Annotated in this window: 23 protein-coding genes and 2 pseudogenes; 11 read left to right on the top strand and 14 right to left on the bottom strand. The window is 67.7% G+C overall.

Going from position 1 to position 25927, the window contains the following annotated elements; translation table 11 throughout:
* Window positions 1-6: 6 nt before the first annotated feature.
* Together AB0I19_RS21855 and AB0I19_RS21860 are read right to left on the bottom strand one after the other, a co-directional pair.
* Window positions 7-1002, bottom strand: coding sequence for an acryloyl-CoA reductase (locus tag AB0I19_RS21855; RefSeq protein ID WP_357150758.1), 996 nt, complete (start codon window positions 1000-1002; stop codon window positions 7-9).
* Between the two features lie 140 nt (window positions 1003-1142).
* Window positions 1143-2216 (bottom strand): DNA polymerase IV, encoded by a 1074-nt coding sequence (locus tag AB0I19_RS21860; protein ID WP_357150759.1) that lies wholly within the window; start codon window positions 2214-2216, stop codon window positions 1143-1145.
* Window positions 2217-2293: 77 nt separating this feature from the next.
* Here AB0I19_RS21860 and AB0I19_RS21865 point away from each other — a divergent pair, with 77 nt between their 5' ends.
* Window positions 2294-2857, top strand: a complete 564-nt coding sequence (locus AB0I19_RS21865) for a TetR family transcriptional regulator (RefSeq protein WP_357150760.1) — start codon at window positions 2294-2296, stop codon at window positions 2855-2857.
* Window positions 2858-2893: 36 nt separating this feature from the next.
* A pseudogene (locus AB0I19_RS21870) lies at window positions 2894-3301 on the top strand (PaaI family thioesterase); the annotation flags it as partial.
* A 197-nt stretch (window positions 3302-3498) separates the two neighbouring features.
* Here AB0I19_RS21870 and lon read toward each other — a convergent pair.
* The 4 genes from lon to AB0I19_RS21890 all read right to left on the bottom strand — a co-directional run bounded on the left by lon (window position 3499) and on the right by AB0I19_RS21890 (window position 8179).
* Complete coding sequence (gene lon / locus AB0I19_RS21875; RefSeq protein ID WP_357150761.1) at window positions 3499-5979, bottom strand: endopeptidase La; 2481 nt, start codon at window positions 5977-5979, stop codon at window positions 3499-3501.
* 168 nt (window positions 5980-6147) lie between these two features.
* Window positions 6148-7206: a DUF3068 domain-containing protein gene (locus AB0I19_RS21880; RefSeq protein WP_357150762.1), complete on the bottom strand. Its 1059-nt coding sequence runs from the start codon at window positions 7204-7206 to the stop codon at window positions 6148-6150.
* Window positions 7203-7373, bottom strand: coding sequence for a DUF2613 domain-containing protein (locus AB0I19_RS21885; protein ID WP_084457534.1), 171 nt, complete (start codon window positions 7371-7373; stop codon window positions 7203-7205). Before AB0I19_RS21885 ends, AB0I19_RS21880 begins: the two co-directional genes overlap by 4 nt.
* Before the next feature lie 29 nt (window positions 7374-7402).
* Window positions 7403-8179 (bottom strand): hypothetical protein, encoded by a 777-nt coding sequence (locus tag AB0I19_RS21890; protein WP_067497329.1) that lies wholly within the window; start codon window positions 8177-8179, stop codon window positions 7403-7405.
* A gap of 92 nt (window positions 8180-8271) precedes the next feature.
* Here AB0I19_RS21890 and AB0I19_RS21895 point away from each other — a divergent pair, with 92 nt between their 5' ends.
* Entirely contained in the window at window positions 8272-8892 is a 621-nt protein-coding gene (locus AB0I19_RS21895) for a TetR/AcrR family transcriptional regulator (RefSeq protein ID WP_357150763.1), read from the top strand.
* Between the two features lie 301 nt (window positions 8893-9193).
* Here the strand turns inward: AB0I19_RS21895 and AB0I19_RS21900 are convergent, their stop codons facing one another.
* Together AB0I19_RS21900 and AB0I19_RS21905 are read right to left on the bottom strand one after the other, a co-directional pair.
* Window positions 9194-10741, bottom strand: a complete 1548-nt coding sequence (locus AB0I19_RS21900) for a serine/threonine-protein kinase (protein WP_357150764.1) — start codon at window positions 10739-10741, stop codon at window positions 9194-9196.
* A 37-nt stretch (window positions 10742-10778) separates the two neighbouring features.
* Window positions 10779-13637, bottom strand: a complete 2859-nt coding sequence (locus AB0I19_RS21905) for an AAA family ATPase (protein ID WP_357150765.1) — start codon at window positions 13635-13637, stop codon at window positions 10779-10781.
* 121 nt (window positions 13638-13758) lie between these two features.
* Here AB0I19_RS21905 and AB0I19_RS21910 point away from each other — a divergent pair, with 121 nt between their 5' ends.
* Together AB0I19_RS21910 and AB0I19_RS21915 are read left to right on the top strand one after the other, a co-directional pair.
* The gene (locus AB0I19_RS21910) at window positions 13759-14094 is read left to right on the top strand and encodes a hypothetical protein (RefSeq protein WP_357150766.1); all 336 of its coding nucleotides are present in this window, start codon (window positions 13759-13761) and stop codon (window positions 14092-14094) included.
* Window positions 14091-14603, top strand: coding sequence for a YceI family protein (locus AB0I19_RS21915; protein ID WP_357150767.1), 513 nt, complete (start codon window positions 14091-14093; stop codon window positions 14601-14603). Before AB0I19_RS21910 ends, AB0I19_RS21915 begins: the two co-directional genes overlap by 4 nt.
* Here the strand turns inward: AB0I19_RS21915 and AB0I19_RS21920 are convergent.
* Both AB0I19_RS21920 and AB0I19_RS21925 read right to left on the bottom strand, forming a co-directional pair.
* Window positions 14589-15476, bottom strand: a complete 888-nt coding sequence (locus AB0I19_RS21920; protein ID WP_357150768.1) for a hypothetical protein — start codon at window positions 15474-15476, stop codon at window positions 14589-14591. The genes AB0I19_RS21915 and AB0I19_RS21920 overlap by 15 nt on opposite strands.
* Window positions 15477-15479: 3 nt before the next feature.
* A complete protein-coding gene (locus AB0I19_RS21925) occupies window positions 15480-16346 on the bottom strand; it encodes a 3-hydroxyacyl-CoA dehydrogenase family protein (protein ID WP_357150769.1) in 867 nt (288 codons plus the stop codon).
* Window positions 16347-16552: 206 nt separating this feature from the next.
* Between AB0I19_RS21925 and AB0I19_RS21930 the strand changes: the two genes are divergently transcribed.
* From AB0I19_RS21930 to AB0I19_RS21955, 6 genes are all read left to right on the top strand, one after another.
* Window positions 16553-17908, top strand: coding sequence for a hypothetical protein (locus AB0I19_RS21930; RefSeq protein WP_357150770.1), 1356 nt, complete (start codon window positions 16553-16555; stop codon window positions 17906-17908).
* Between the two features lie 103 nt (window positions 17909-18011).
* Window positions 18012-18803 carry a TIGR03084 family metal-binding protein gene (locus tag AB0I19_RS21935; protein WP_357150771.1) on the top strand — a complete coding sequence of 264 codons (792 nt, stop codon included), beginning with the start codon at window positions 18012-18014 and terminating at the stop codon, window positions 18801-18803.
* 318 nt (window positions 18804-19121) lie between these two features.
* Window positions 19122-19757 carry a hypothetical protein gene (locus AB0I19_RS21940; protein WP_357150772.1) on the top strand — a complete coding sequence of 212 codons (636 nt, stop codon included), beginning with the start codon at window positions 19122-19124 and terminating at the stop codon, window positions 19755-19757.
* Complete coding sequence (lhgO, locus tag AB0I19_RS21945) at window positions 19754-20977, top strand: L-2-hydroxyglutarate oxidase (RefSeq protein ID WP_357150773.1); 1224 nt, start codon at window positions 19754-19756, stop codon at window positions 20975-20977. Before AB0I19_RS21940 ends, lhgO begins: the two co-directional genes overlap by 4 nt.
* 23 nt (window positions 20978-21000) lie before the next feature.
* Window positions 21001-21477, top strand: coding sequence for an SRPBCC family protein (locus AB0I19_RS21950; RefSeq protein ID WP_357150774.1), 477 nt, complete (start codon window positions 21001-21003; stop codon window positions 21475-21477).
* 10 nt (window positions 21478-21487) lie between these two features.
* Entirely contained in the window at window positions 21488-22024 is a 537-nt protein-coding gene (locus tag AB0I19_RS21955) for a ribonuclease H (protein ID WP_357150775.1), read from the top strand.
* A gap of 82 nt (window positions 22025-22106) precedes the next feature.
* Here the strand turns inward: AB0I19_RS21955 and AB0I19_RS21960 are convergent, their stop codons facing one another.
* From AB0I19_RS21960 to AB0I19_RS21975, 4 genes and pseudogenes are all read right to left on the bottom strand, one after another.
* On the bottom strand, window positions 22107-22880 hold the full coding sequence (locus tag AB0I19_RS21960) for a hypothetical protein (RefSeq protein ID WP_357150776.1): 774 nt from the start codon (window positions 22878-22880) through the stop codon (window positions 22107-22109).
* Window positions 22881-23008: 128 nt separating this feature from the next.
* Window positions 23009-24187: an MlaD family protein gene (locus tag AB0I19_RS21965; RefSeq protein ID WP_357150777.1), complete on the bottom strand. Its 1179-nt coding sequence runs from the start codon at window positions 24185-24187 to the stop codon at window positions 23009-23011.
* Window positions 24184-25275 carry an MCE family protein gene (locus AB0I19_RS21970; RefSeq protein WP_067643948.1) on the bottom strand — a complete coding sequence of 364 codons (1092 nt, stop codon included), beginning with the start codon at window positions 25273-25275 and terminating at the stop codon, window positions 24184-24186. The genes AB0I19_RS21965 and AB0I19_RS21970 overlap by 4 nt, the downstream gene beginning before the upstream one ends.
* An 8-nt stretch (window positions 25276-25283) precedes the next feature.
* Window positions 25284-25927 (bottom strand): annotated as a pseudogene (locus AB0I19_RS21975) (mammalian cell entry protein); the annotation flags it as partial.

The following is a 25927-nucleotide window of genomic DNA, read 5'->3' on the forward strand; positions in this document are numbered from 1 at the left end:
GGCCGCTCAGAACTCGTTGGCTACGCCGATGACGGTGCGGCCGGAGTGGGCGCCGTCCTTGATCGACTGCAGCACGGCGCCCACCTCGGTGATCGGGGCGAAGGACTCGATCGCCGAAAGGTGTCGGGGGCGTAGTTCTTTGCCAAGTGCCGCCCAGAGTTCACGACGCTTCTCGATAGGCAGGAACACCGAGTCGATACCCAGCAGACTCACCCCACGCAGGATGAACGGCAGCACCGTGGCGGGCAAGTCGGAGCCACCGGTGAGACCGCTGGCCGCGACCGCGCCGCCATAACCGATGGAGCTCAGGACGAACGCGAGGGACTTGCCGCCGACGCTGTCGACCGCGGCCGCCCAGTTCGCCTTGTTCAGCGGCCGCGGCTTGGCCTCGGGGTCGAGGGGGAGACGACCGATCACCTCGTTGGCGCCGAGTTCGGCGAGCAGGTCGCCCGCGTCGGTCTTGCCGGTCGAGGCGATCACCTCGAAGCCGAGGCCGGACAGGATGTCGATGGCGACGGTGCCGACGCCGCCGGTGGCGCCGGTGACGAGCACCGCGCCGTCGTCGGGGGTGAGGCCGCGGTCGAGCAGGGCCTGCACGCTCATCGCGGCGGTGAAGCCCGCGGTGCCGATGGTCGCGGCGTCGCGGGTGTCGAGGCCGTCCAGTTTCACCACCCATTCGGCAGGCACCCTGGTGTATTCGGCGAAGCCGCCGTTGCGGGCGACGCCGAGGTCGTAGCCGTGCGCGATCACCTGGTCGCCGACGGCGAAGTCCTCGGACTCCGAGGCGGTCACCTCGCCGGTGAGGTCGATGCCGGGGACGATCGGGTAGTTGCGGACGACCCCGCCGCGCGGCGTGATCGCCAGGAGGTCTTTGTAGTTCGCACTCGAGTAGTGGATCTTGATCGTCACATCGCCGGTGCCGAGGAAGTCGTCCCCTACCTCCTCCCGACCGAGCACGATCCCACCATCCGACTCACGGGCCACCATCGCGGAGAAGTTCATGAGCCGAGCATACGAGTCACCGAGCCGCTCAGCGACGAATCGAATCCTCCGGCATGTGCTCCCAGCCCGACCTGGACGCGTGATCACCACGCGCTGGTGGCGTGAGCTTCTCGGCCGTTGCCGACAGGAGAGCGTGGTGATCACTCGTCCAGTGGGAGGAGTTCCAGGCGGACGCCGAGGAGGCGGACGGGGCGGTCGAGCTCGAAGCGGTCGATGATCGCCAGGGCGGTGTCGGTGATGGTGGTGATGTCGTCGGTGGGGGAGGGGAGTTTCTGCTGCTTGCTGCGGGTGTAGAAGGTTTTGGTGCGGACGGTGACCGATACCCGCGTGCTGATCCGGCGGTGTTCGCGCATTTCCTCGGCGACTTCTGTGGCGATGCGGGCGACCTCGCGCCGGATCTCGTCGGGGTCGGTGAGGTCGTGCGGGAAGGTCTCGGACTTGCTGCGACCCACCGGGATGCGCGGGGTGGTGGTGAGTTCGGTGTCGCCCTTGCCGTGGCCGAGGACCCACAGGTACGGGCCGGTGTTGGGGCCGAATTCGGCGGCGAGGCGTTGGCGGTCGGCGGCCATGAGGTCGGCGACGGTGGCGATGTCGAGTTCGGCCAGGCGTTTGGCGATGCGTGCCCCGACACCCCAGAGCGCATCGGTGGGGCGGTGGCCCATGAGTTCGGTCCAGTTCGCGGCGGTGAGCTGGAAAATACCCCCGGCGGCACCTGGGTCGTGTTCGGGTTCGGCGGACGTTTTGCCGGTGGATTTGGCGAAACCGGTGGCCAATTTGGCGGTGAGCTTGTTGTCCCCGATGCCCACGGAGCAGGTGAGGTCCAGTTCGGTGACAGCACTCCGGATTTCGGTGGCGAGCTGCCAGGGATCACCGTCGGTGGCGACGAAGGCCTCGTCCATCCCCCACACCTCCACTGCACCGGCCACCCGGGCGAGCGTGGCCATGATCTCCGCGGAGGCGGCCTCGTAGGTCGCCATGTCCAGCGGCAGGAACACGCCTTCGGGACATTTGCGCTGCGCGGCTTTCAGCGGCATCCCCGCGCGCACGCCGAAGGCCCTGGCCGGATAGGAAGCGCAGGTCACCACCTTGCGGGGCTGGGAAGGGTCGCCCTCACCGCCCACGATGACGGGCTGTCCGCGCAGCTCGGGGCGACGCCGGAATTCCACCGCCGCCTGGAACTGGTCGAGATCGACATGCAGGAGCCACTGGGGCACTGTTCCGTTCTATCGCATCAGCGCCGCGAGGGAGCCCGGCTCTTGCGCACGGCGCAAAACAGAACTAAATTCTGTTCATGAAGATCCGAGATCGGTTGCTGCTCGCCGCGGAGCGGCAGTTCGCCGAACACGGTGTCCTCGATGCCACGCTCAACGACATCCGCGCCGCCGCCGAAGCCAGCGTCGGCGCGCTCTACCACCACTTCCCCGACAAGGCCGACCTGTACCGGCAGGTCTGGGTCAACGCGCTCACCGACTATCAACAGCACTTCTACGCCGCCGTCGCCGACTGTGCCGACGCCGAGACCGGCGTGGTCGCGGGTGTGCACGCACATCTGCGCTGGGTGCAGGAAAACCAGTACCGCGCGACCGTTCTCACCGCCGCGCGCCCGCCGGGTGTGCGCGAGAGCGAGCGCAATCTGGAGTTCTTCACCTCGGTCCGCCGCTGGTGGCGGACCCATGTCGCGTACGGCACGGTGCGCGACCTGGAACTCGACCTCGTCTACGCCCTGTGGCTCGGGGCGGCACAGGAATACAGCCGCCAATGGCTTGGTGGCAATATCCGTACCGCGCCAACCGATGTCGCTCCCGAACTCGCCGCAGCCGCTTGGGCGACCCTGCGGGTCGAGGGCGCCGAATAGTCACCGAGCACCGCCACTCGAAGAACGGAACACCCGATGCCGACCGAAGCCACCTCCCTCGACCTCGACCTGGCCCGGCAGGTACTCGCCGCGCAACCCTTCGCTCGTCTCGTCGGTACCGAGCTGACCGAATTCGGCGACGGCGCAGCCACATTGGTGATCGAGATCCAGCCCGAGCACGGCCAGCAGTTCGGCTTCGTGCACGGTGGGGTGCTCGCCTACGCCGCCGACAACGCACTCACCTTCGCCGCCGGAACCGTCCTCGGCCCCAATGTCCTCACCGGCGGCTTCACCATCACCTACCTGCGCCCGGCCAAGGGGGAGCGGCTGCGCGTGCACGCCACCGTGCTCGGCGCCACCCGCCGCCAGGCCGTCACCCACTGCGACGTCTACGCGGAGACCGAGGGCGAGGAACCGATCCACTGCGCCGTGGCCCAGGGCACGACCCGCCGCGTCGAGAAGGACCTGACCCCCACGGCCGAAACGGACGAGGACACCGAATTCGAGGACGACGAGGACGAATACGAGACCGACCAGCTCACCGTCGTCACCGCCGACATGGCCGAACTACCGCCGACCGTCAGCCGGTAGCCCGGCGCACGAAAAGGGGGCCGTGCGTGAATGCACGGCCCCCTTTTCGATCAGGCGCTGACGGCGAACGTACCGTCGGCAGCCGGTTCGGCGATGGGCTCGATGGCGTAGGCCAGGATGTCGGCTACGTCGGCGACGGGGCGCACGTCCAGGGCCTCGAGCACCTCGGCGGGCACTTCGTCCAGGTCCGGTTCGTTGCGGGCCGGGATGAAGACCGTCTTCAGGCCGGCTCGCTGCGCGGCGAGCAGCTTCTGCTTCACCCCGCCGATCGGCAGCACCCGCCCGTTGAGGGTGACCTCGCCGGTCATACCCACATCGGCACGCACCTGACGATCCAGCGCCAACGACACCAGGGCGGTGACCATGGTGACACCGGCCGACGGACCGTCCTTGGGGACCGCGCCCGCCGGGAAGTGGATGTGGATGTTGCGGTCGAGCACCTTCGGCTCGATCCCGATCTCCTCCAGGTGCGAACGCACGTAGGTGAGGGCGATCTGCGCCGACTCCTTCATCACGTCACCCAGCTGACCGGTGAGGGTGAGCGAACGCTCGCCCTCGGCGGCATTGGCCTCGATGTAGAGGACATCACCACCGGCACCGGTCACCGCGAGGCCCGTCGCCACACCGGGGACGGCGGTGCGTTCCACCGAGTCCGGGGTGAAGCGGGGGCGGCCGAGGTAGTCGGTCAAGTTGTCCACATCGATCACCAGGCTCTGCACCTGGCCTGCCGGCTGCGGACCGGTGCTGATGTCGATGACATTGTCGTAGCCGAGTTCGGGGTCGTACCCGAGCGTCGCCTCGCCGTCCGTAGCAGCACTGACCTGCGCCTTGCCCGTGGACGCCGCACTGCTCGGCTCCGCATCACCGGTCACCAGGCGAGTTGCCGCCTTGCGCAAGGCTTTCGCGACCAAACGCTCCATCTGGCGAACCCCGGCCTCCCGGGTGTAGTTCGCCGCGACCTCCCGCAGCGCCTCTTCGGTGATCGAGACCTCCTGCGCCGTCAGCGCGTTGCGCTCCAGCTGCCTCGGGACGAGGAAGTCGCGCGCGATGGCCACCTTGTCGGCCTCGGTGTAGCCGTCGACGGTGATGAGCTCCATGCGGTCGAGCAGTGGGCCGGGGATGGTGTCCATGACGTTGGCGGTCGCGATGAACAGCACGTTGGACAGGTCGAGGTCCAGGTCCAGGTAGTGATCGCGGAAGGTGTGGTTCTGCGCGGGGTCGAGCACCTCGAGCAGCGCCGCCGCCGGATCACCGCGGAAGTCGGAACCGACCTTGTCGATCTCGTCCAGCAGGACAACGGGATTCATCGATCCCGCTTCCTTCACCGCGCGCACAATGCGGCCCGGCATGGCGCCGACGTAGGTGCGCCGGTGGCCACGGATCTCGGCCTCGTCGCGCACGCCACCGAGGGCGACGCGAACGAACTTGCGGCCCAATGCCTTCGCGACCGACTCACCGAGCGAGGTCTTACCGACACCGGGCGGGCCGACGAGCACCATCACCGCACCCGAGCCGCGGCCGCCGACGACCTCGAGCCCACGCGCCGCGCGACGCGAACGCACCGCGAGGTACTCGACCATGCGGTCCTTCACCTCGTCGAGCCCGTGGTGATCGGCGTCGAGGATCGCGCGGGCACCCGAAACATCGGTGTTGTCCTCGGTTTTCACCGTCCACGGCAGATCGAGGACGGTGTCGAGCCAGGTGCGGATCCAGCCCGACTCGGGGCTCTGGTCGCTGGCGCGTTCGAGCCTGCCGACCTCGCGCAGCGCCTCGGCACGCACGTTCTCGGGCAGGTCGGCGTTCTCCACGCGGGTGCGGTAGTCGTCGGCGCCGTCGGGTTCGTCCTCGCCGAGTTCCTTGCGAATGGCGTTGAGCTGCTGGCGAAGCAGGAATTCGCGCTGGCTCTTCTCCATGCCGTCGCGCACTTCTTCGCTGATCTTCTCGGTGACCTCGACCTCGGCGATGTGCGCCTTGATCCACTCGATCTGCTTGGTCAACCGCTGCGCGACATCGGGGGTCTCGAGCAGTTCGCGCTTCTGCTCGTTGGACAGGTACGGCGCGTAACCGGCTGTGTCGGAGATGGTTTCGGGGTTGTCGAGCTGGTTGACGATGTCGATGATCTGCCAGGCCTCACGGCGCTGCAGGACGGCGATCACCAGCTTGCGGTACTCGGCGGCGAGTTCGGTGGTCCGCTCGTCGGGCGCGGGCGCCTCGACGGGTTCGGCCTCGACCCACAGCGCAGCACCCGGCCCGGTGACCCCGTGCCCGATCCGCGCCCGGCGCTCGGCCTTGAGCACGGCCGCGGGCGCGCCACCGCGCATCCGGCCGATCTGTTCGATGGTGGCGACCACGCCGTAGGAGGCGTAGCCCTCGTCCAGTCGCGGCGCCACGAGCACGGCGCCGGTCTTGCCTGCCTGCGCGGCGTCGATGGCGGCCTGCGCGGACTCGTCCAGTTCGATGGGCACGACCATGCCCGGCAGCACGATCGGATCGGTCAGGAACAGCACCGGCAGGTTCTGAGCTGTAGTCATATCGACCCTTCCAAAAGTTGAGCTTTGCTGACTCAACTACAGAAGATCGCACTTTGTTCCGACCCCGGCAACCGTTCACTCACGGCGAACGAAACGCCGAACGCCCCCGGCTCCCGAGGGGTAGGTGGGAGCCGAGGGCGTTCGTGCGTTGATGGTGTTTCGAGGGTTCTACAGGTTGCGCTGGAGCCTTTCGGTCGGCGGATCGATGATGCGGCCACGACTGCTCAGCACACCGAGGACGATGCCCGCGATGACGAGGATCGCGCCGAGGATGCCGAAGACCACCGGCAGGGTCTTACCGAAGAGATCGAGCTTGTCGAGGCTCTCCTGGGTCACGCCGAGCTGGGCGTTGATGGTCTCCTCGTCGAAGACCAGGTGCGCCTTGAGCGCGGTGACGTCGACCTTGTCGGCGCTGCGGCCGTAGAACAGGTGGATGGACTCGCCACCCTTGAGGACCGCGCCGGTCCTCGGCTCCACCCACACGTCGCGGGTGTTGGTGTAGTAGCGGGTCATGGTGACCGGCTCCTCACCCTCGAGGCCCCACTTGGCGGCGGGCAGGGTGAGCTTGTTGGTGGCGGCCGGGACGACGTCCCACATGTTCGTCACCGGAATGGTCTGGCGGAAGTGGTACACCGGCACGCCGTTGACCTCGGACTCCTCGACGAAGTCGATGTCGTAGGTGGCGCGGGCGTTGAGATCGAAGTACGGGTAGGGCTTCTTCTCGGTGCCGATCGGGAACCGGTACTGCAGACCACGCCGCTGCGACGGGTCGGCCACCGAGGCGCCCGACTTGTCGACGTTGACGGCGATGGAACCGTTGGGCGAGACCGGGATCGGCTCGCCGGTCTTGCGGTCGATGGTGACCCGGTCGACCGAGGCGGTGAGCAGCCCGGTGTCACCGTCGCGGTCGTCGCGACGCAGCGTCTGACCCGCCTGCACGGTCATCTCGTCGGCGTCCGACGGCTCTTCGACGGTGAGGAAGCGCTGCGACACGATCGGCACGTTGGTGTCGATCTTGGCCGAACCCTCGGGCGAGGTGAGCGACTTGGCGTCGAGCACGAGGGCTTCCTCGCCGGGAACGCTCTTGGCGATGGTGGTGATCCGCAGGTCCAGTGGCGTCTTGGCCACCTTGCCGACGGTGTAGGTGGGAATCATGGCGGCGCACGCGAGCAGCAGCGCACCGAGACCGACGAGGATGCAGGCGATGATCCTGCGCACGTTGCTCATCGGCTGCCGTACGTGACGTTGCCGAGCAGCGACGAGCCCGGGTCACCGGTCGTCTCCGGCTCGGGAATCGAATTCTGTTGCGCGCCAGCGGTGATGCCCAACACGGCAATCACCCCGAGGATCGCGCCGGCCAGCCCGCTGATCAGGCCGGGGACGGCAAACTTCATAGATCGAACTCCAATTGCGTTGTGCCGGTTCAGGCGACGGAGAAGAACCCGATGGTCGGGGCGAACGAGCAGGTCCGGTTACCGTCGGCGGTTTCGGTGGTGAGCGAGCCGGTGACGACCGCGACGACCCGTCCCGCGCCGGTGTCGGCGATGGCCGAGAGGGTGGCGGGGCCGTCGGGGTTGATGCCCGCCGCGTTGGTGAGCACCTGGGTGCCGGTGCGGCGGTTGTCCAGGTTGACCCACTGCACGGTCATCGGCGGGTTCTGCTCGACCGTCGGGGTTTTGGTGCCGAGCGCGGTGAACACGAAGCCGGTCTGGCCCGCGCCCGGTCCGGGCGGGGGCAGTTCGGCCGGGCCGGGGACCGCGAGCGCGGTACCGACCGAGTCGGAAGTGGGGCCGATGCAGCCCTTGCCGATGGTCGGGTACAGGAACTGCGCGATGCGCGGGCCGTCGGCGGGCGGCAGCTCGGGGCCACCACCGCCGCTGCCGTCGAGGAACTTGATGATCCGCTCGAGGGTCGACTTGACCTGCGCGGGGATGCCGGGGGTCGCCAGCAGCAGGCGCGCCTGGGCCAGGATCGCGGCCTGTCCGCCGTCGGCGATGAGGCCGGGGCCGGAGATGGCGCCTACGATCGTCGGTGCCAGCGCTGCCAGCGTCTCGGAGGGCACGTTCTCCGCGATGGCGGGAACGCTCTGCTGCGCCGCGTGCTGCGGTGCGGCCAGGGTTGGCGTGGGCGCCACGAGTACAGCACTCGCCGCTAGTACGAAAGCAGACACTGCGGTCCGCGATCCTCGGGTGCTCAGCACTGGTCGGCCGTCCTTCGTTCGGTGGATAAATGGAGCGACCCGGAATTCACAGGAATGTCTGTGTTATCCGGAGTTTCAGATACTTTGGAGAGGTGACTACAGCGGACAGACGGTATGGGGGTCGTACGGTCGTCGCGCGTAAAGCCGAGCGCCGACAGCGGTTCCTGGAAGCAGCGACGCGAATCTTCGCCGAACGCGGGTACGCCACGTGCTCGCTTGCCGAGGTGTGCGCGGCCGCCGGGCTGTCCAAGCGGCAGTTCTACGAGGAGTTCGAGACCCGCGAAGACGTGCTGGTCGCGGCCTACGACCGCATCCAGGACGACGCCGCCGCGGCCGTCGCCGCCGCGCTCGCCGAGCTCACCACGCCCACCGACCCCGAGCTCGCGCTGCACGCGGGATTCCGCGCGTACCTCGAATCGCTCGGCTCGGACCCGTACCGGGCCCAGGTCGCGCTCATCGAAGTAGTCGGGGTGAGCGACCGGATGGAGAACCACCGCCGCTCGCGCAGGCACACGTGGTCGGTGCTGATCGGTTCGGCACTGGTGGACATCGGCGTACGCCTGCGTGGCGACGCCGAACTCACCACCGCCCTGCTCACCGGTGCGGTGACGGGAGTCGCCCACGAGTGGCTGTTGCGCGAGTCCCGGCCGCCGGTCAGCGAACTGGTGGATCTGCTGACCGGTGCCGCCTTGGCACTTGTCGATTTCGATTGATTCGCGCGCAGCCGACGAGAGGGTGGCAAATACGTGCGCCTGCCGCCTACTCAATCAACTCCCTTTCCGGACATTGTGAGACCGAACGGCTTCACAGTGTGGGACGAGAGTCTGGCACAGGAGTGACTCAGGTCGCAACGGCAGAATTTCTGAGACGGGTATCACCTGTGCGTTTGTAGATTGTCACTATCGCGATATCGGCCGTTCGAGGACGTCCGACAGGGCCTCAGGTTACTGGTCAGTCGCCCGATTAGGAGCGCATTCGGCAGTCTTCCGGCAATTGAACAGCAACCTGTTCTACCTACTTCTTGTGCAGGGTGCCCGCGATGGAACCGCCGAACACTCCGGGCGTGCTGTACCGGAGGGTGCCGTCCGATTGGCGGGTGACGGTGGAGGTGTTGCCGTCGTCGACGCAGTCGCCGTAGGTATCGCCCGTGAGGCGGGCGCGGAAGACGAGGCGGTCGGCGGTCGCCTGGGTGAGCGTCTCGGCTCGTTCGCAGCGCGTCTGCGAGATCTGGCCCGTATTGGACGCCGTGGCCAGCTCCTGGCCGACCTCGCCCGAACGGATGGTCAGCACGATGTCGAAGGTGACGAGGCCGTCGGCGGCCTGACCGGTCCAGGTGCCGATGAAGAAATCCGGGACGGTCGATACCGACTGGGTGCTGGTCTCGGTGCCGGTCGGCGGCGTGCCCGGTGGGATCGTCAGCGTGGCGGTGCCCGATTGATCGCCGAGCCGGATGCCGATCAGCGAGGCCATGACGGCGGCGACGACCGCTGTCACGGAGACGGCCGCGATCAGAAGGGTGCGGGTTCGAGCGCGACGAGGAGCGTTCCTCGGTGACGGGGCGTGCCCATGTGAGGAGAAGTGCCCGCCTGATGGTCTGCTGTGCGCGGAGATGCCCGCGAGGGCAGTCTGGTCAGTGCGGTGGCTCGGGGGGACGGCCGTCGGGCGGGCTCCTGGGGCGGTGTCGAGGTCGAGCAGTCGCACCGCGCGCATGCTCACGTCCTGCATGACGAGCGGAGGGAGCCAGCCTGCGCCGTCCGGGGTGCCGATCTTTCTCGACTCGGCAAGCACCTGTTGGGGAGTCGGGCGGTCGGTGGGGTTCTTGGCCAGGCACGCTGCGATCAGCGGCCGGAAGTTCGGTGGCACGGCGTCGAGGCTCGGCTGCTCGTAGACGATGCGGTAGAGCAGTTGCACCATGTCGGCTGTGCCGAACGGGCCGTGCCCGCAGGCGGCGAAGGTCAGGACGCCGCCGAGGGCGAAGACGTCGCAGGCGGGACCGAGCGGTTCGCCGGTGATCTGTTCGGGACACATGAAACCCGGTGAGCCGATGACTCTTCCGGTGGTGGTGAGCGCCGTGTCCTCCGTGGCGCGGGCGATACCGAAGTCGATCACCTTGGGGCCGTCGACGGCGAGCAGCACGTTCGACGGTTTCAGGTCGCGATGCACGATGCCGACCGAATGCACAGCGACCAGTGCCTCGGCCAAGCCGTGCGCGAGGGCGAGCAGGGATCGCTCGGGGAAAGGGCCGTACTCGGTGACGGCGTCCGACAGGGAGATACCGGCCACGTAGCCCGTTGCCAGCCACGGCGGGTGAGCGTCGACTTCGGCGTCGAGGACGGGTGCGGTGAAAGCGCCTGCCACGCGGCGGGCGGCCGCGACCTCCCGGCGGAACCTCGCGCGCAGCTCCGGATCGCCGAGCAGATCCGGCCGGATCACCTTCACCGCCACCGTGCGACCACCGGAATTACGGCCCAGATACACCTTGCCCATACCGCCCGCGCCGAGGACACCGAGTAGCCGGTAGTCCCCGATCCGGCGCGGGTCATCGGCGTTCAACGGCTGCATCGCGTGAGATCCCCTTCGAACGAACTACCTCGCGAGGTTATCCGGAATGCGGGCGCTCGGCGGGGCGGCGAGGGATCTCGGTGCGGGTGGTGATGCCGAGTTTGGCGAGGATATGTCGGACGTGCGTTTCGACGGTCCGCTCGGAAAGCACCAGGCGCTGGGCGATCTCGCGGTTGGTCGCGCCCGCCGCGACGAGGTCGTGTACCTCCCGTTCGCGGGCGGTCAGGGGGTCGGCGGTGCGGGTAGCGGTGGTGATCGCGGCGAGCAGGTCGTCGGCTTGCCGCAGGCGATGGGGCATGTGGAGACGCCGGAATGCGGTAGCGGCCTGTTCGGCGGCTGCGCGAGCCGAGGAGAGGTCGGTGACGCGCTCGGCATGGGGGTCGGCGTCGTCGTCGACCCTCCGGCCGGGGTCGCCGGGAACGCGGGTGGCTCGGGCCAGGTGGGCGCGAGCAAGGCCCAGGTGGCCGAGGGCGATGAAGGGGTGGGCGCCTATTTCGGTGTCCATGGTGAGGCCGAGGCGGTAGAGGTCGATGGCGGCGTTCAGGTGGCCTGCCACCCTGGCGTTGTCGGCGCGGACGCGAGCCAGGGAACCGACGCAGATCAGGGCGCCCGTGCCGTCGGCGGCGTAGTTGTGCTCGCGGCCGGCCAGGACACGGTAGACCCGGTCGGCGGTGTCGGCGTCGTCGAGCAGTTCGGCTACCAGGCCGACCGAGTACACCGTTCCGTTCCAGCGTGGACCTATCTCGAGGGTGTCGGGGAGCGAGCGGAACGGTTCGAACAGGGCGCGTGCCTCGTCGAGGTCGCCTGCCAGGGCGTGCATCATCGGGGAGAACAGTTGTGCGATGGGTATTTTCGGGGCGAAGGCCAGCGCGGTGACGGCTTCGTTCATGGCGGTGCGGTCGACGTGGCCGACGATCACCGCGTGCATTCCCCGGAAGGCGTGGTGCAGGCCGGCGAGGGAATAGTCACCGATGCCGAGGGACAATTCATAGGCGGCGGCATCGAATTCGAGCGCGGCGTCGAGTTCGCCGACCAGGGCCGCGCGGGTGGCGCGCAAGCGCAGTAGGTGCCAGCGGGCCACCGGGAGCTTGCGGCGGTCGGCCAGGAGTTCGATGTGGTCGAGGGCATTGTCGAAGGCGGGGAGGTCGCCGCGTTGCAGGGCGGCGTCGGTTGTCCACACATATCCCCAGAGCTGGGCCAGTGGTTGTTCGGCATCGACCGCGATCTCGATCGCGCGCGCGGCCAGTGCCGTTCTCTCCTCGAGGTATTCGGTGGTGGCCAGTGAGAGGTGGCGGGCATGGATGACGTCGAGCGCGACATCGGGATCGGTGGAACCCTCGGCGGCGCGCATGGCCTGCTCCGACAGGCGCCTGGCCTCGGCACCCGCACCGCGATCGGCCGCCGACAGGGCTCGTTGGGCAAGTATGCGTGCGATCAGATCGGCGTGCTCGGCAGGATCCAGCTGCTGTAAAGCTCTGCCACACAGGTGATCCAGCTGTGTCATGACGGTCGGCGTCGTGACGCCGTGGACGACGAGACCCGCTTCGGCGAGCAGATCGGGGCGGCCGACCTGCTCGGCGAGGTCGCTCGCCCGCACGCAATGCTCGAGACTGTCGGCGATCCGTCCGTCCGCGAACTCATCGCGCGCGAGGTCGATCAGCAACTCGGCCCGCTCCTCGGCAGCCGACCCCGCCGCGTCGATGGCCCACTGCCCGAACCGAATCGCCTCCGCGTACGCAGCCGCCGCGCGAGCCGACCGCGCCGCCACCCGTGACCAGTACAGGCACGACGAAGACTCACCACACCCACTCGCCTGCCGCCAATGCGTCGCGATCAGCCCCGCAAGCCCGTCCCCGCAGGTCTCGGCCAAGGTGACCGCCGCCGCCCGATGCAGCACCGCCCGGCGCGACGGCGCCAGATCGGCATACACCGCATCCCGGATCAACGCGTGCGCGAACCCGTTCGCGCCCTCGGCGAAACGGCGCACGATTCCCGCCGCCGTCGCCGCGTCGAGCGCCCGCAGCACCCGCTCCCGCACAGACTCCGTGCGAACCGACTCGTACACGCGGACAAGGAGATCCACGTCAATGCGTTCGCCGAGGACGCTCGCGGTGCCGAGGATGTCGATCTGTTCGGGGGAGAGGTGGTCGAGGCGGGTGAGGACGAGGCGGCGGAAACCGGGGACCTCGATCAAGGGATCGCCGGAGCGGGCGGGGTCGGAGTCGATGACCAGGCGGACCAGGAGGGGATTTCCGTCGGTGCGGGCGTGGACGCGGGGTGCGTATTCCGCAGGGAGATGGCGACATTCGAGCCAGTAGCGGACCTCGGGCTCGGAAAAGGCTGGGACGGACAGGAAGTGGACGTGCGGAAGGCGTAGCCAGTCGGGCTGGACGGCGAGGAGGTCGTCGCCCGCGGGTTCGCGGGCGGTGGCGACGATGAGCAGTCCGGTGCGCTCGGTCTGGGCGGCGACGTGGCCGAGCAGGGCGAGCGAGGTGGGGTCGGCCCAGTGCAGGTCCTCGAGGATCAGCAGCAGACCGGGGCCCGAGGACGCGGCGGTGAGGACGTCGGCGACCTCGGCGAACATCCGGAACCGGCGTTCGGTCGCGGCGCCTGGCTCGGCGACCGTGTCCAGCGCGGCGGCGAGGCCAGGCACGGAACGGGCCGCGCGCCGCCACAACCACAGCGGCGGCATACCCGCGTCGTCGACGGCATTGCCGCGCGCCACCGGCATATCCACTTCGGCGGCGAGCTCGGCGGCCCGGTCGGCCAGCCACGATTTGCCGATCCCGGCGGGCCCGCTCACCAGCACGAAACGACCCGAACCCGACTGCGCGGCCAACACCGCGGCCCGCAACCGGGCGAGCTCCTCGTGCCGCCCGACGACCGGAGTCTGCATCGTCCCAGTATCCGCGCACAGGGCGAAGTTCAGTACCGCGAATACGTACCGGCACTGATCCGCGCGAGCCCGCCCGCGGCGATCCTGAGATCACCACGTCATCGCAGGTCAGGAGCACATCATGTACGCACACCTCGTCTGGTTCGACCGCCCGCGCGGCGCCGCGGAACTGGCGGCCGCCGACTTCGCCGCCACCCACCGCATCCAGCCCGCCGTCGCCACCGTGCCCGGCCTGCTCGACTTCTACGAATTGCGCCGCGACGACGGATCGGGCCTGGTGATCGGCATCGCCGAAACCGAGGCCGCCATCCACGCCGTGCGCGCGGCCATCCTCGCCACCGAACTGCTGCCGGGTGAGGATCCGGCCCTGCTGCCCGGCCCCGACCGGGTGGAGATCTACCCGGTCCACGTGCACCGCGACCGGGCGACCATCTACGCCGAAGGAGCACGGTCGTGAACCCGATCATGACGGCCACCGACTGGGTGGCCGATACCGAACACAGCACCGCCGCCTTCCGGGTGGGCCATTTCGGGCGCCCTGTCCGTGGCGAGGCACCGGTGATGGCAGGCCTGCTCACGCTGGCGCCGGATGGCCGACCGGTCACCGCCACCGGCGTGATCGACCTCGCCGCGATCGACACCGGCCATGCCCGGCGCGACCGCGACCTGCGCAAACCACGCCTGCTCGACCTGGACCGTCACCCACGGATGACATTCACCGCCGAGGACATCACCGCCGAAGACGGCCGGTGGCGGGTGGCCGGGGTCGCCTCGGCGCGCGGACGGACCGTGCCGCTGATCTTCACCGTCGACGCCTTCGACGTCACCGACACGACCGTCACCGTCACCGCCTCGACGGTCCTCGACCGCACCCAGCTCGGTCTGCGCGCGCCGACGCTGCTGATCGGGCGGTGGATCGACATCACCGTCCGGGTGGTGTTGCGACCCCCGCTACAGGTCGGCTAGGGCGAGACCGGTGAGCGGGTTACCGATACGGACCAGTTCGGTGTCGGTGCCCGCGCCCAGGTCGACCAGGCGGATCGAGCCGCCGAGATCGCTCACATAGAAGTGGGCGTCGAACCCGGCCAACCCGATGGCCTCCCGATACCCGCGCGACAAGATCTTCGGCCCGCCCACGTCGGGTTGGACGGCAGCCTCGTTGAGCGAGTTGCCGTCGGGTTCGGCGCCGCGATCGGTCCACATCAGGGTGTGGGTGCCGCGCAGTTCCAGATCGATCGGCTCCGGCAATCCCGCCCACAGCATTTCGACATCGGTGCGGGCGGCGGGGTCCATGCCGGCGGGCAGGTCGATCGGGGCGCGAAAGATCCGGCCCTCGCCCGCGTCGGGAGAGCCTTTCTGCGACCAGTAGACGAGGCGGCGATCGGTGTCGAGGCAAATACCTACGCACCAATTGGTCTGCAGCTGTGCGTCATCGCCCGCGACGACGAGTGGCCGCAGGTCGTCACCGTTCAGGTCGCAGGTGAGCACCGACATGCCTTCACGGTCACACCAATACAACCGGCCCGCTTCGAAGTCGGCGGTGAGCTGTTTACCCGTGGTGAACGACCCGGGCGCGAGGACGGTCGTGCGGTTGCCGCCGTCGAGGTCGACTCGTTCGAGAGAACCGTTGCGGGAGAAGAACTCCGGTTCGATCCCCGGCCGCCCGCCGGGATCGGGGCGGCCCATGTTGGTCCAGTAGATGTGGCCGCGCAGCTGGTCGACGACGATGCCGTCCGGTGTCTGATCGAGCCCGCTCACCAGTGTGCGGACCTCGCTGCCGTCAAGTGAGACGGCGAGGACGGCACCGGCGGCGAGATCGAGGGCCAGCAACTCGGTCACCGCTCAGCCCTGCTTCGGGTAGTCGTCGTAGAAACCCGCCCCGGATTTCACGCCTAGCTTGCCCGCGTCGACATACTCGCGCAGCACCGTGATCGGGCCTTCGGGCAGATTCGGGTTCTCCTTCTGATAATGCTCCTCGATATCGAGCACCACATCGAGTCCGACCTGATCCATCATCCGGAACGGTCCCGCCTTGGTCCCGAAATTCAGGACGAACATCTGATCGATGTCCTCGGGCACCGAGACGCCCTCGGCGACCACCTCTAGTGCTTCGCGTTTGATCGCGGCCCAGATGCGATTGAAGATGAAACCGGTGCTCTCCTTGCGGCACAGGAACGGGTGCAGACCGTATTCGGGGAAGGTGCGCAGCACGAAATCGAGCACCTCCCGCGAGGTGTGCCCGTTCGACATCACATCGAGCGCCGTGGACGCGGGCGGCATGTAGAAGTGCGTGTTCAGCATGCGCTCGCGGGTGTCGCAGTCCTCGGTGAACAACCGGCTGGCGTACGACGACGAGTTCGAGGCGACGATCGCGTCGGCGTCGGCCTGCGTGTCGAGCTGGGCGAACACCTTCTTCTTCAGGTCGAGGATCTCGGGCACGGCCTCGACGACCAGCCAGGCGCCGCGTACCGCACTCGCCTGGTCCTGGATGTACTCCACCGAACCCGGCGACCCGCTCGGCACCGACGCGGCGACGGTGGGCAATTGTTCGCGCACGTAATCCACCGCCTCGGCACCGGCCTGCGCGGTCGGGTCGACGATGTGGACCTTGCCGCCCCGGGTGGCGAACATCAGGGCGATCCGCCTGCCGAGCGTGCCCGCGCCGATCACGGCGACCGGACGATTCAGATGATCCTGCGGAACACTCACGGTGACTCCCTCTACACAGGTGGTGGTGGGAAGAACTCGTCGTCAAGCGTGGTCCAAGCCTATCGCCAACCGGATGCCGAACGGTTGCTGCACCGCTGGCGGCGGGTGGTCAGTTCGTTGACACCCCGTCATGACCGCTCAGAATGTGGTTGCCTTATTCTCACGTTCTTCACGAAATTCGCGCGTCAGCTCTAGGGGGCACCTCGATGACCACACTGGCCTCCGGACTCTTCATCGATTGGGAAGAGCTCACCGGCCAGACGAAATTCGTCGTCGATCTCGTGAGCTTTCCGATCTTCAGCGCCCTGGCCGGCTGGCTCACCAACTGGACCGGCGTGCTGATGCTGTTCTGGCCCTTGCATTTCAAGGGTTTCCGGGTGCCGATGCTGCACATCCTCTACCCGTACCTGCCCCGCCGGGTGCAGGTGCTTCCGACGTTCTCCGGCGACGGGCGGATGCTCGGTTTCCAGGGCTTCATTCCCGCGCGCGCCGAGAAGATGGCAAGCATCTGCGTGGACAAGGCGCTGATGCGCATCGGCAGCCCACGCGACTTCATCCACGAACTCGACCTCGACGGCATCGGCGACTACCTGGCCGAACACGCCCGTCCACAGGTGCAGTCGATCGTCGACGAGATCATGTATCGGGAGAATCCCGACCTGTGGCGCTCGCTGCCCCGGCAGATGAAGCAGGCCGTCTACCAGCGGGTGGACCGGCAGCTGCCGACCTTGTCGCGGCGCGCGTTCGAGAGCCTCGGCGACAATATCGATCAGTTGCTGGACGTGAAGAACTTCGTGATCCGGTACCTGGAGAAGAACCCGCAGATCCTCAAGGACCTCACCACGACCATCGCCGCGCCCGAGCTGAAGTTCATGGCACGCATCGGTCTGCTCGGTGCGCCCTTCGGTCTGATCCTCGCGCTCTACCTGCACGTGCACTCGCAGATCCCGTACTGGGGCGCCATCCCGGCCTGGGTGATCGTGCTTTTCGCCTCGGCGATGATCGGTGTGACGGTGAACGTCATCGCCATCAAGATGGTGTTCGAGCCGGGCGACCCGCAGCCGCGCTACAAGTACCTGTGGCGCCAGGCGTTGCTGGCCAAGCGCCAGCCGCAGGCCGCGACCGATCTGGCCCACATCCTGGCCTACCAGGTGCTCACCGTGGAAAATCTGTCCAACGAGTTGCTCGAGGGACCGAACGGAGACAAGACGCGCCAGCTCATCGAGCGGGTGGTGTCGGAGGAGATCCATCGGCAGCTCGGGCCGACCGCGTTCATGGTGCGCGCGGCGATGGGCAAGAAGCAGTTCGAGAACCTCGCCGTCTCGGGTGCGGGGGCCGGGCTGAGCATGGCGCCGGGCATGGTCGAGGACGAGCAGTTCGTGCGCGAGCAGGCCAAGAAGATCGACGACTTCGCGGCCCGCAAGTTGCGCACGCTCACGCCCGGCGAGTTCATGGAGATGTTCTACGCGTCGGTGGAGCAGGACGCCTGGTTGCTGTACCTGCATGGTGGGGCGCTCGGGATCGCCGTCGGGGCGATTCACCTGCTCATCTTCGGCTGGTAGGCAATAACAAGCACGCGTGCTTGCATTTTTGGGGTGGCGCTGCGATTCTGGGTGTCGACGGCGCACCCGACCGGTGGCGCGACGCTTCGCCCCAAGGAATCACATGGCTGACCTCGCAGCGCTGCTCGACGATTTCGCCGCCGAATGCGCGGACCTGGAGAAACTCGTCGCCCCGCTCGCCCCCGAACAGTGGCAGACCCCCACACCGGCTCCCGGCTGGGACATCGCCACCCAGATCGCCCACCTGACCTGGACCGACGAGGTTTCCGTCCTGGCCGCCACCGACAACGCGGCGTTCACCGAGCTGCTCACCGAGGCCGCCGCGAAGATGTTCACCTTCGTCGACGAGGCCGCCGAGGAACTGGCCAAGACACCGCCCGCCGACCTGCTGCCTCGCTGGCGTGCGGGCCGCGAACAGCTGATCGCCGCCCTGGCCGCCGTCCCACCCGGCACCAAACTGCCCTGGTTCGGCCCGCCCATGAGCGCCGCCTCGATGATCTCGGCCCGCATCATGGAAACCTGGGCGCACGGTCAGGACGTGGCCGACGCGCTCGGCGTCACCCGGACCCCCACCGACCGCCTGCGCACCGTCGCCCACATCAGCGTGCGAGCCAGGAACTACGCCTACACCGTCCACGGTGAATCCGGCCCGGCCGAAGAATTCCGCGTAGAACTCACCGCCCCCGACGGCTCCCTCTGGACGTGGGGTCCCGAAGACGCGAAACAAAAGGTATCGGGCCCAGCCCTCGACTTCTGCCTGGTAGCCACCCAGCGCCGCCACCGCGAAGACACCGCCCTGACCACCGAGGGCCCCGACGCCGACCACTGGCTCACCATCGCCCAGGCTTTCGCGGGTCCCCCTGGCCCGGGCCGAGAGCCCAACCAGTTCGGCTGAGCGGGTACAGGCGAGCGTCTTCCCTGAGCGCCATTCCTGACTGCCCCGGACGACGTTGGCCGGGGTAGGCCCGTGGCAGTCGTGAATGACGCTCGCCTGCACTCCCGGAATACCCCGTGGGGCGTGAGGAAAACAACCACGCCGTCGACACGCGCGCCCACCAGGTGCGATACACGCACGTTTCAGATGTGACCCTGATCTCAGCATCAGGGGTGCTAACTCCAGCTAGCACCGGCGTAACCTGGGCATCAGCGCGTGGCTTTCAACGATGCGAGCACAGCGCTCGGGTAGATCCACACCCACCGGGAGGACTGCATCGTGACCGCACATCGACCTGCACAGATCGCGCGGCTGTCCGCGACGGTGGCCGCCGGGGCCGCCAGCCTCTGCCTCACCGTGGCCGCGGGTGCCTACATCGTCAACAACATGCCCCAGCTCGTGCCGCCGCGCGACAACCCGACCCCCGCCGACATCGCCGATCCGGGAGAACACCACCGGGCCGACGACTCCGTCCGCGCCGTCGCCGACGACGTGGTCGAACTGGCCTGGACCACCGAACGCTTCGTCCCCGAGGCAGGCCGGGCACCGGCCGTCAAGCACCAGACCGCCACTGCCGCGACCCCGCAGAGCAACCAGGCACTGGACGGCAGGGCGCTCGAGGGCAGACTGCGCATCGGCACCACCTATGTCGGCGCCCAGGCCGCGACGCCGCGCACCGACATCGTCAGCTTCACCGTCGATACGAACGCGCTGAACAAGGCCGGCAAGTATCTCGGCATCACCACCGAGCCGGTGGGGGTCACCTCGCTGCACACCGAGGTCGACACCCGCAGGGGCGCAGTGGAATTCGTGCTCACGGACCCCACGCTCGGCCAGCACACCGTGCGCATCGAAGCGCCCGGCGACCAGCCCGGATCCGAGACCGTCGAAGAGCCGACTACCGTCGGCGTGTGATTTCCGGCGGTACCCAGGACGGGGTGTACGACTTCTGCGTGATCGGTGGCGGCATCGTCGGTGTCGCCACCGCACATCGCCTGCTGAGCGCCTACCCCGGCGCGAGCCTGGTGCTGATCGAGAAGGAACACTCGCTCGGCGCCCATCAGACCGGGCATAACAGCGGCGTGATCCACTCCGGCATCTATTACCCACCCGACAGCCTCAAGGCCAGGTTGTGCCGGGCGGGCGCGCAGTGGACCAAGGAGTTCGCCGCCGCCAACGACATTCCGTTCGAGGTGTGCGGGAAGCTGCTGGTGGCAACCGATTCCACCGAACACGCCCGGATGCTCGATCTCTACGAGCGCTCCATCGCCAACGGCGTGGAGGTGGAGGCCATCGATGCCGCGGAACTGTCCCGCCGTGAACCCGGAATTCGTGGTGTCGGAGCGCTTTTCGTGCCCGCCACCGGCATCATCGATTACGCGAAGGTCACCGCCGCGCTGGCCGCGCAGGTACAGGACATGGGTGGCCGGATCATGCTCGGCACGACCGTCGAGTCGATCGTCGAAACGGACTCGGCCGTCACGGTTTCCGGCCCGAGTGGGGCGGTCGTCGCGAAGACTCTCGTGGTCTGTGCCGGTCTGCAGGCCGATCGCATGGCCCGAATGGCGGGAATCCGCAACGACTTCCGCATCGTGCCGTTCCGTGGCGAGTACTACCGCCTGCCCGCCGAACGTGCCGGACTGGTGCGGACGCTGATCTATCCGGTGCCCGATCCGGCCCTGCCGTTCCTCGGCGTGCACCTGAGCCCGACCATCGACGGCGACCTGACCGTCGGCCCGAACGCGGTACTCGGGCTGGCCAGGGAGGGCTACCCCAAGGGCAGCGTGAACGGGCGCGACGCCCTCGACGTGCTGCGCTTCCCCGGCGTGCACCGGGTGGCCCGCACCCACCTGCGCACCGGGGTGCGTGAGCTGCGCAATTCCCTGTTCAAACGCGGTTACCTGGCCGAATGCCGCCGGTACTGCCCGGAACTCGGCACCGCCGACCTGTTGCCCCATCGCGCGGGCATCCGGGCGCAGGCCGTCCTGCGCGACGGCACCCTCGTGCACGACTTTTTGATCGAGCGCACGCCACGGTCCGTCCACGTGCTCAACGCGCCCTCCCCCGCCGCCACATCGGCCATGCCGATCGCGCGGTATCTGGTGGATCAGATCCAGCTTCCAGCAAATAAATAGGATTCTTGTAGTATTTTTGGCCTGTGGGCCACATCAGGTACGCGAGCGACGTCGGCGCGCCCACCGACGCGGCCTTCGCCTATACGGAGGACTTCCGGCATCTCACACGCTGGATGGCAGGCGTCACCTCCGTCACCGCACAGGGCGCGACACCGGCACAGGGACTCGGCGCGAGCTGTTCGCTGAAAGTTCGCCTGGGCGGGGTGATCCCGATGACACTCACCTGCGAGATCACCGAATACCGACGCGGCGCGGTGATCGGGTATACCCTGCGGGGGCGGGTATACGGAACCGTGACACTACGGTTCGACCCACTCGGCTACGAACGGTCGGTACTGACCGCCGAAGCCGGCTATCCACCACCACGCGGTGCGTTCGGCCGCATGTGCCAGGGCCTCGTCGACGCGGCCGCGAGATCGGCACTGCGCCGCACAGAATCGCGGTTGCGAAGGGAGATAGAGGCATTCCACGGTACCGATCTTGTCGGCCGCATCGCCTAGGGTGGCGGTCATGATCATCGTGAGCACCGACGGGTCCTGCCTGCGCAATCCCGGTGGTGCCATCGGCTGGGCCTGGGTGAATCATCAAGGACCGGTGGCCAGCGGGGGAGCGGCCAGCGGAACCAACCAGATCGCGGAACTACGCGCGGTCCTCGAAGCCATCCTCGCCCACCCCGGCACCGAACCGATGCTCATCGAGAGCGACTCCCAATACGCCATCAAATGCGCCTCGGAATGGATCGGCAGCTGGCGGCGCAACGGCTGGCGCACCTCCACCGGCGGCGCGGTGAAGAACGTCGAGATCATCAAGCAGATCGACCGCGCCATCACCACCCGCGAAGGGCCCGTGCGATTCCGTTGGGTCCGCGGGCACGTGGGCAACTACTTCAACGAGCAAGCCGACAAACTCGCGGGCATCGCCGCACGCGACGCCGCGGCACACGGCCACGAACACGCCGCCACACCCGTTACCACCCGAACCACCCAGCCGCGGACCACGGGGAAGCCGGTCGCGCCGACAGCGTCGGGAACACTCACCCTGTTCTGACGCGGCGCGACCGGAGTGTGTCCGCAACCGACAGTGCCTCCGGCGGAATCGCTTCCGCCGGAGGCACTGTCGTACTACCGGATCAGTTTCCGGGCGCGGGCGCCGGAGCAGGCGTCTCCGGTGCGGGCTGCTGCGGAGCCCCTCCCGGTACGCCACCCATCAGGCCGCCACCGTTCTTGAGCACCGGCGACTCCATCTTGCTCACCAGCCACTTGTCACCCTCGCGGTCGAGGGTCATCTCGATCGCGATGTTCATCGGCTCGCTCTCGGGAGCGGCTGCATTGGAGGTGTACTGCGCCAGCGTCACCATGGCCTTGGCCTGGTTTTCGCCGCCGCTGAGGTACGCGCACTGGATGTCCTCACCGCGCGACTTCACCTGACGCTCGACCATCAGGCCCTTGAGCATGTCACCGGCCTGGGTGAACTGCTCGTTGATGTCGCCGGTGGCACCCGAGCGCATGTCCTCGAAGTACTTGTCGATGTTGTTCGAGTAGTCGTAGTTGGTGGCCACCCGCCCGTAAGCGCAGGCCGCCTTGGTCGACTCCTCGATGGCGTCGAGCTTGTCGCCCCGGTCGCTGCTCTGCAGGAAGAACACCACCGCGGCGGTGATCGCGCCGACAGCGACAACACCCGTACCCGCCGCGACCAGCCAGCCGACCGGGCGTTTGGCCCCGGACGACGCGGCGGGCTCCGCGGGGGCCGCTGCCGCCGTGGCGGCGGGCTCGGCCGCCTTCGGCGTCTCGGACTCGGCCTTGTCGAGCTTCACCGTCTCGTCGGCGGTGGTCTCGGTAGCGGCCGATTCGGGCTTTTCCGCCGGGGTAGCGTCCTTCTTGCTCTCGGCGTCGTCGCTGGTCATCTAGATCAATCCTGCTCTTTCCCGGCACACACTCGCACCGACTTCGTTCGTGGGCCCGTGAGGCGGGCCACAATGTCCCCCGCCGAGTATGCCCGGTCCTACGCCGGAGCGTAGGACCGGGCATGGTCTCACTTGGCCGGAATCGGGGTGCGTTCGTTCGGCTCCACACCCGGGGGCATCTGCGCGCCGTTGTTGGGCACATTCGGGCGCGGCGCGTTGGCCGAACCACGGATCTGCAGGTCAGCGGGCGGGTTGATGCAGTAGTTCCACTTCGGGATCGACCCGTCCTGCACCTCTTCGTTGCGCCGGTACTCGGTGTTGTAGTTACACGTCGGGCGCGGCCAGATATCGATGATGGTGTGGAACTCACCGTCGTGGGCGGGAACCGCGATGGACTCGAGGCCCTGCGCAAGCGAGGGGAACAGCATCCGGAGGGCCGGCTGACGCAACTGTGCCGCCCGGGTGATCGCGACGAAGTTGGCCGCGAGCCCGCTGATCGGATCGGCGGTCTTGTCCAGCACCGCGCCGAGCGCCTCGAACTGTGCCGGCGCGTTGTCGAGCACCGCCTGCAGCTCGGCATTGGCGTTGTTGAACTGCGTCAGCAACGAGCCCGAGTTGCGGGTCAGGGTCTGCAGATCCGGCTGGGCGTTGGAGGTGGTGTCGGCGATCACCCGCAGGTTGGCGATGAGATTCACCGTCTGTGGCAGCAGGTTGTGCAGACCCGCCACCGCGAGACTCGTGCCGTTGATCAGGCCGCGCAGCCGATCCGGGCCCGCGCCGAGCGCGATGTCGAGTTCGGCGAGGATGGTCTTGAACTGCTGCGGATTCACCGAGCCGATCAGCGCGCTCGTATCGTCGAGCACCGCCCACACGGGGACGGGCGTCTTGATCTGCTCCGGGTTGTACTCGATCACCGCGCCGTCGCGCAGGAACGGGCCGGCGTCGCTGTTGGGCCGGAAGTCGATGTACTGCTCACCGGCCGCCGACAGCGCCGCCACCTGGATCATGGTGTCGACGGGGATCTTGTAGCTCTTGTCGATCACGGCCTTGACCGCGATGGCCTGGCCCTCGTCGATCAGGTCCACCGTGTCGATCTTGCCGATCCGGTGTCCGCGCAGCGTCACGTCGTTGCCCGGCTGTAGGCCACCGGAGCGGTCGAGCGTCACAGTGACGTCGTACTCCGACCGCAGCGGGTTCACCCGCATCACATTGACCAGCAGGTAGCTGGCACCGATGATCAGCACCACGACCAGCGCGGAGTTCGCGAGCACGATCTTGCTGCTGAAGAACTTCTTGACCCTGTTCATCGGTGGCCTCCCACTCGGCCCTGAACGATCTGCAGCACCTGGATGAAGCTGCCGACGAAGTCGTTCACGTCCTTCATATCGGGGAACTTGCTGTTGGCCGGGTCGGTCAGCAGGCCGACATCGAGGTTCGTCAGCGTCGCGTACGGTGCGAGCGACTTGCCGAGGAAGGTCTGGGTGACCTTCGGCTTGATGTCGATCAGCTGATCCATGACGTAACCGAAGCTGTCGCCGGAGGCCGCGAGGGCGTTCATCAGGTTGTCGAGGTTGGTGAGCAGCTCGGAGAGCTGGTCACCGGTGGTGTTGGCGTAGTCGCCGATCGCGGCGCTTGCCGTGGACACCTTGGTGAGCAGGTCACCGATGGCCCGGTTGTTCTCGGCGATCGCGCCGATGGCCTGCGGCAGGGTGTCGGCCACCTGACCGAGCTGGGCCTTGTTGGCCTCGATGGTGTTGGCGAGGGTGTTGAACTCTGAGAGCACCGAGTCGACCCGGGCGCTGTTGTTGTTCAATTCGCCGATCACACCGGTCATCTGGGTGATGAGGTGCGCCAGGTTGCCGCCCTGGCCGTTGAGGATGGACCCGAGTTCGGTGCCGAGCCGGCTGAGGCTGGCCACACCGCCGCCGTTGAACAGCATCGACACCGAGATCAGCAGTTCCTCGACGGTGGCGCCCGCGGAGGTGAACTCCTGGGTGAGGGTGTCGCCCTCGGCCAGGTTGCCGCCGGTGCCGGTGTTGTTCTTCGGCCGGTTCAGGGCGATGAACACGTCACCGAGAGGCGTCGCCTGACGCAGCTCGGCGGTGCTGCCCTTGGGCAGGTCGATGTCGGAGCGGATCTGCAGGTCCACCACGGCCGTGAAGTTCTTGGTCTTGATCGAGGACACCACCCCGACATCGGAACCACCGATCTTCACCTTGGCCTGGTCGGGCAGGTTCAGCGCGTTGTCGAACTCGGCGTGGATGGTGTAGGTGTCGCCTTCGGCGCCCGGCTTGGGCAGCGGCAGGTCTTCCACGGTGAAACCGCAACCGGTGGTGATGGTCACGGTGGCAAGCGCGGTGGCCGCGAGCAGGGTGCGGCGGAGCTTGTTCGTCATGGGTCCGGTCATTCTGTGAGTCCAAGCAGTGCGGCGGTGAACCCGTAGTCGGGACCGAAATCCTCGACCTTGCCGGTGCGGCAGCCGTCCGAGCGCATCTGGATGCGCTCGCAGAACAGGCTGACGATCTCACCGGACAGGGTCGTACCGATCAGGCCGTGCAGCCGGACGAAACCCTTCTCCTTGTTCATCGCGCCGTCGATGTTCTGCATCAGCAGCGGAACGACGTCGACGATCTCCACCATGTCGCGGGAGTTGGCCCGCAACTGGTTGGTGACGGTGGTGAGGCCGGTCAGCGAGGCCGACAGTTCGTCGGCGTGCTCGCCGAAGGTGCTCGAGGTGTTGGCCAGGAACCCGTTGAGCTGGTCGAGGGTGGCCTGCAGGCCGGGGGCCTGTTCGGCGAGCAGTCCCGACATCTGGGTGACCTGGTTGCTGAAGTCGCGCACCGACTGGTCGTTGTCGGCCAGCATGGTGGTGAGCTCGTTGAGCTTGATGATGATGTTGGAGATCGCGTCCTTGTTGTCGACACCGATCTTCAGCGCCGACGACAGGGCGTCGAGGGTTTCGCGGATCTTCTGGCCGTTGCCGTTGAGCACCGGGTACAGCACCCGGCCCGAGAGCGGGCCGAGCCCTTCCTGGCCCTCTTCGGGCT

The sequence above is a fragment of the Nocardia sp. NPDC050413 genome (assembly GCF_040655475.1).
GTDB classification, from domain to species: domain Bacteria; phylum Actinomycetota; class Actinomycetes; order Mycobacteriales; family Mycobacteriaceae; genus Nocardia; species Nocardia coubleae.

Bases quoted from the DNA above. Each gene is read 5' to 3' on its own strand.
- AB0I19_RS21965 (WP_357150777.1), bottom strand. From the start codon at position 24,187: ATGAACAGGGTCAAGAAGTTCTTCAGCAGCAAGATCGTGCTCGCGAAC.
- AB0I19_RS21930 (WP_357150770.1), top strand. From the start codon at position 16,553: ATGACCACACTGGCCTCCGGACTCTTCATCGATTGGGAAGAGCTCACC.
- AB0I19_RS21880 (WP_357150762.1), bottom strand. From the start codon at position 7,206: ATGAGCAACGTGCGCAGGATCATCGCCTGCATCCTCGTCGGTCTCGGT.
- lon (WP_357150761.1), bottom strand. From the start codon at position 5,979: ATGACTACAGCTCAGAACCTGCCGGTGCTGTTCCTGACCGATCCGATC.
- AB0I19_RS21910 (WP_357150766.1), top strand. From the start codon at position 13,759: ATGTACGCACACCTCGTCTGGTTCGACCGCCCGCGCGGCGCCGCGGAA.
- AB0I19_RS21955 (WP_357150775.1), top strand. From the start codon at position 21,488: ATGATCATCGTGAGCACCGACGGGTCCTGCCTGCGCAATCCCGGTGGT.
- AB0I19_RS21855 (WP_357150758.1), bottom strand. From the start codon at position 1,002: ATGAACTTCTCCGCGATGGTGGCCCGTGAGTCGGATGGTGGGATCGTG.
- AB0I19_RS21905 (WP_357150765.1), bottom strand. From the start codon at position 13,637: ATGCAGACTCCGGTCGTCGGGCGGCACGAGGAGCTCGCCCGGTTGCGG.
- AB0I19_RS21970 (WP_067643948.1), bottom strand. From the start codon at position 25,275: ATGACGAACAAGCTCCGCCGCACCCTGCTCGCGGCCACCGCGCTTGCC.
- AB0I19_RS21885 (WP_084457534.1), bottom strand. From the start codon at position 7,373: ATGAAGTTTGCCGTCCCCGGCCTGATCAGCGGGCTGGCCGGCGCGATC.
- AB0I19_RS21900 (WP_357150764.1), bottom strand. From the start codon at position 10,741: ATGCAGCCGTTGAACGCCGATGACCCGCGCCGGATCGGGGACTACCGG.
- AB0I19_RS21935 (WP_357150771.1), top strand. From the start codon at position 18,012: ATGGCTGACCTCGCAGCGCTGCTCGACGATTTCGCCGCCGAATGCGCG.
- AB0I19_RS21865 (WP_357150760.1), top strand. From the start codon at position 2,294: ATGAAGATCCGAGATCGGTTGCTGCTCGCCGCGGAGCGGCAGTTCGCC.
- AB0I19_RS21960 (WP_357150776.1), bottom strand. From the start codon at position 22,880: ATGACCAGCGACGACGCCGAGAGCAAGAAGGACGCTACCCCGGCGGAA.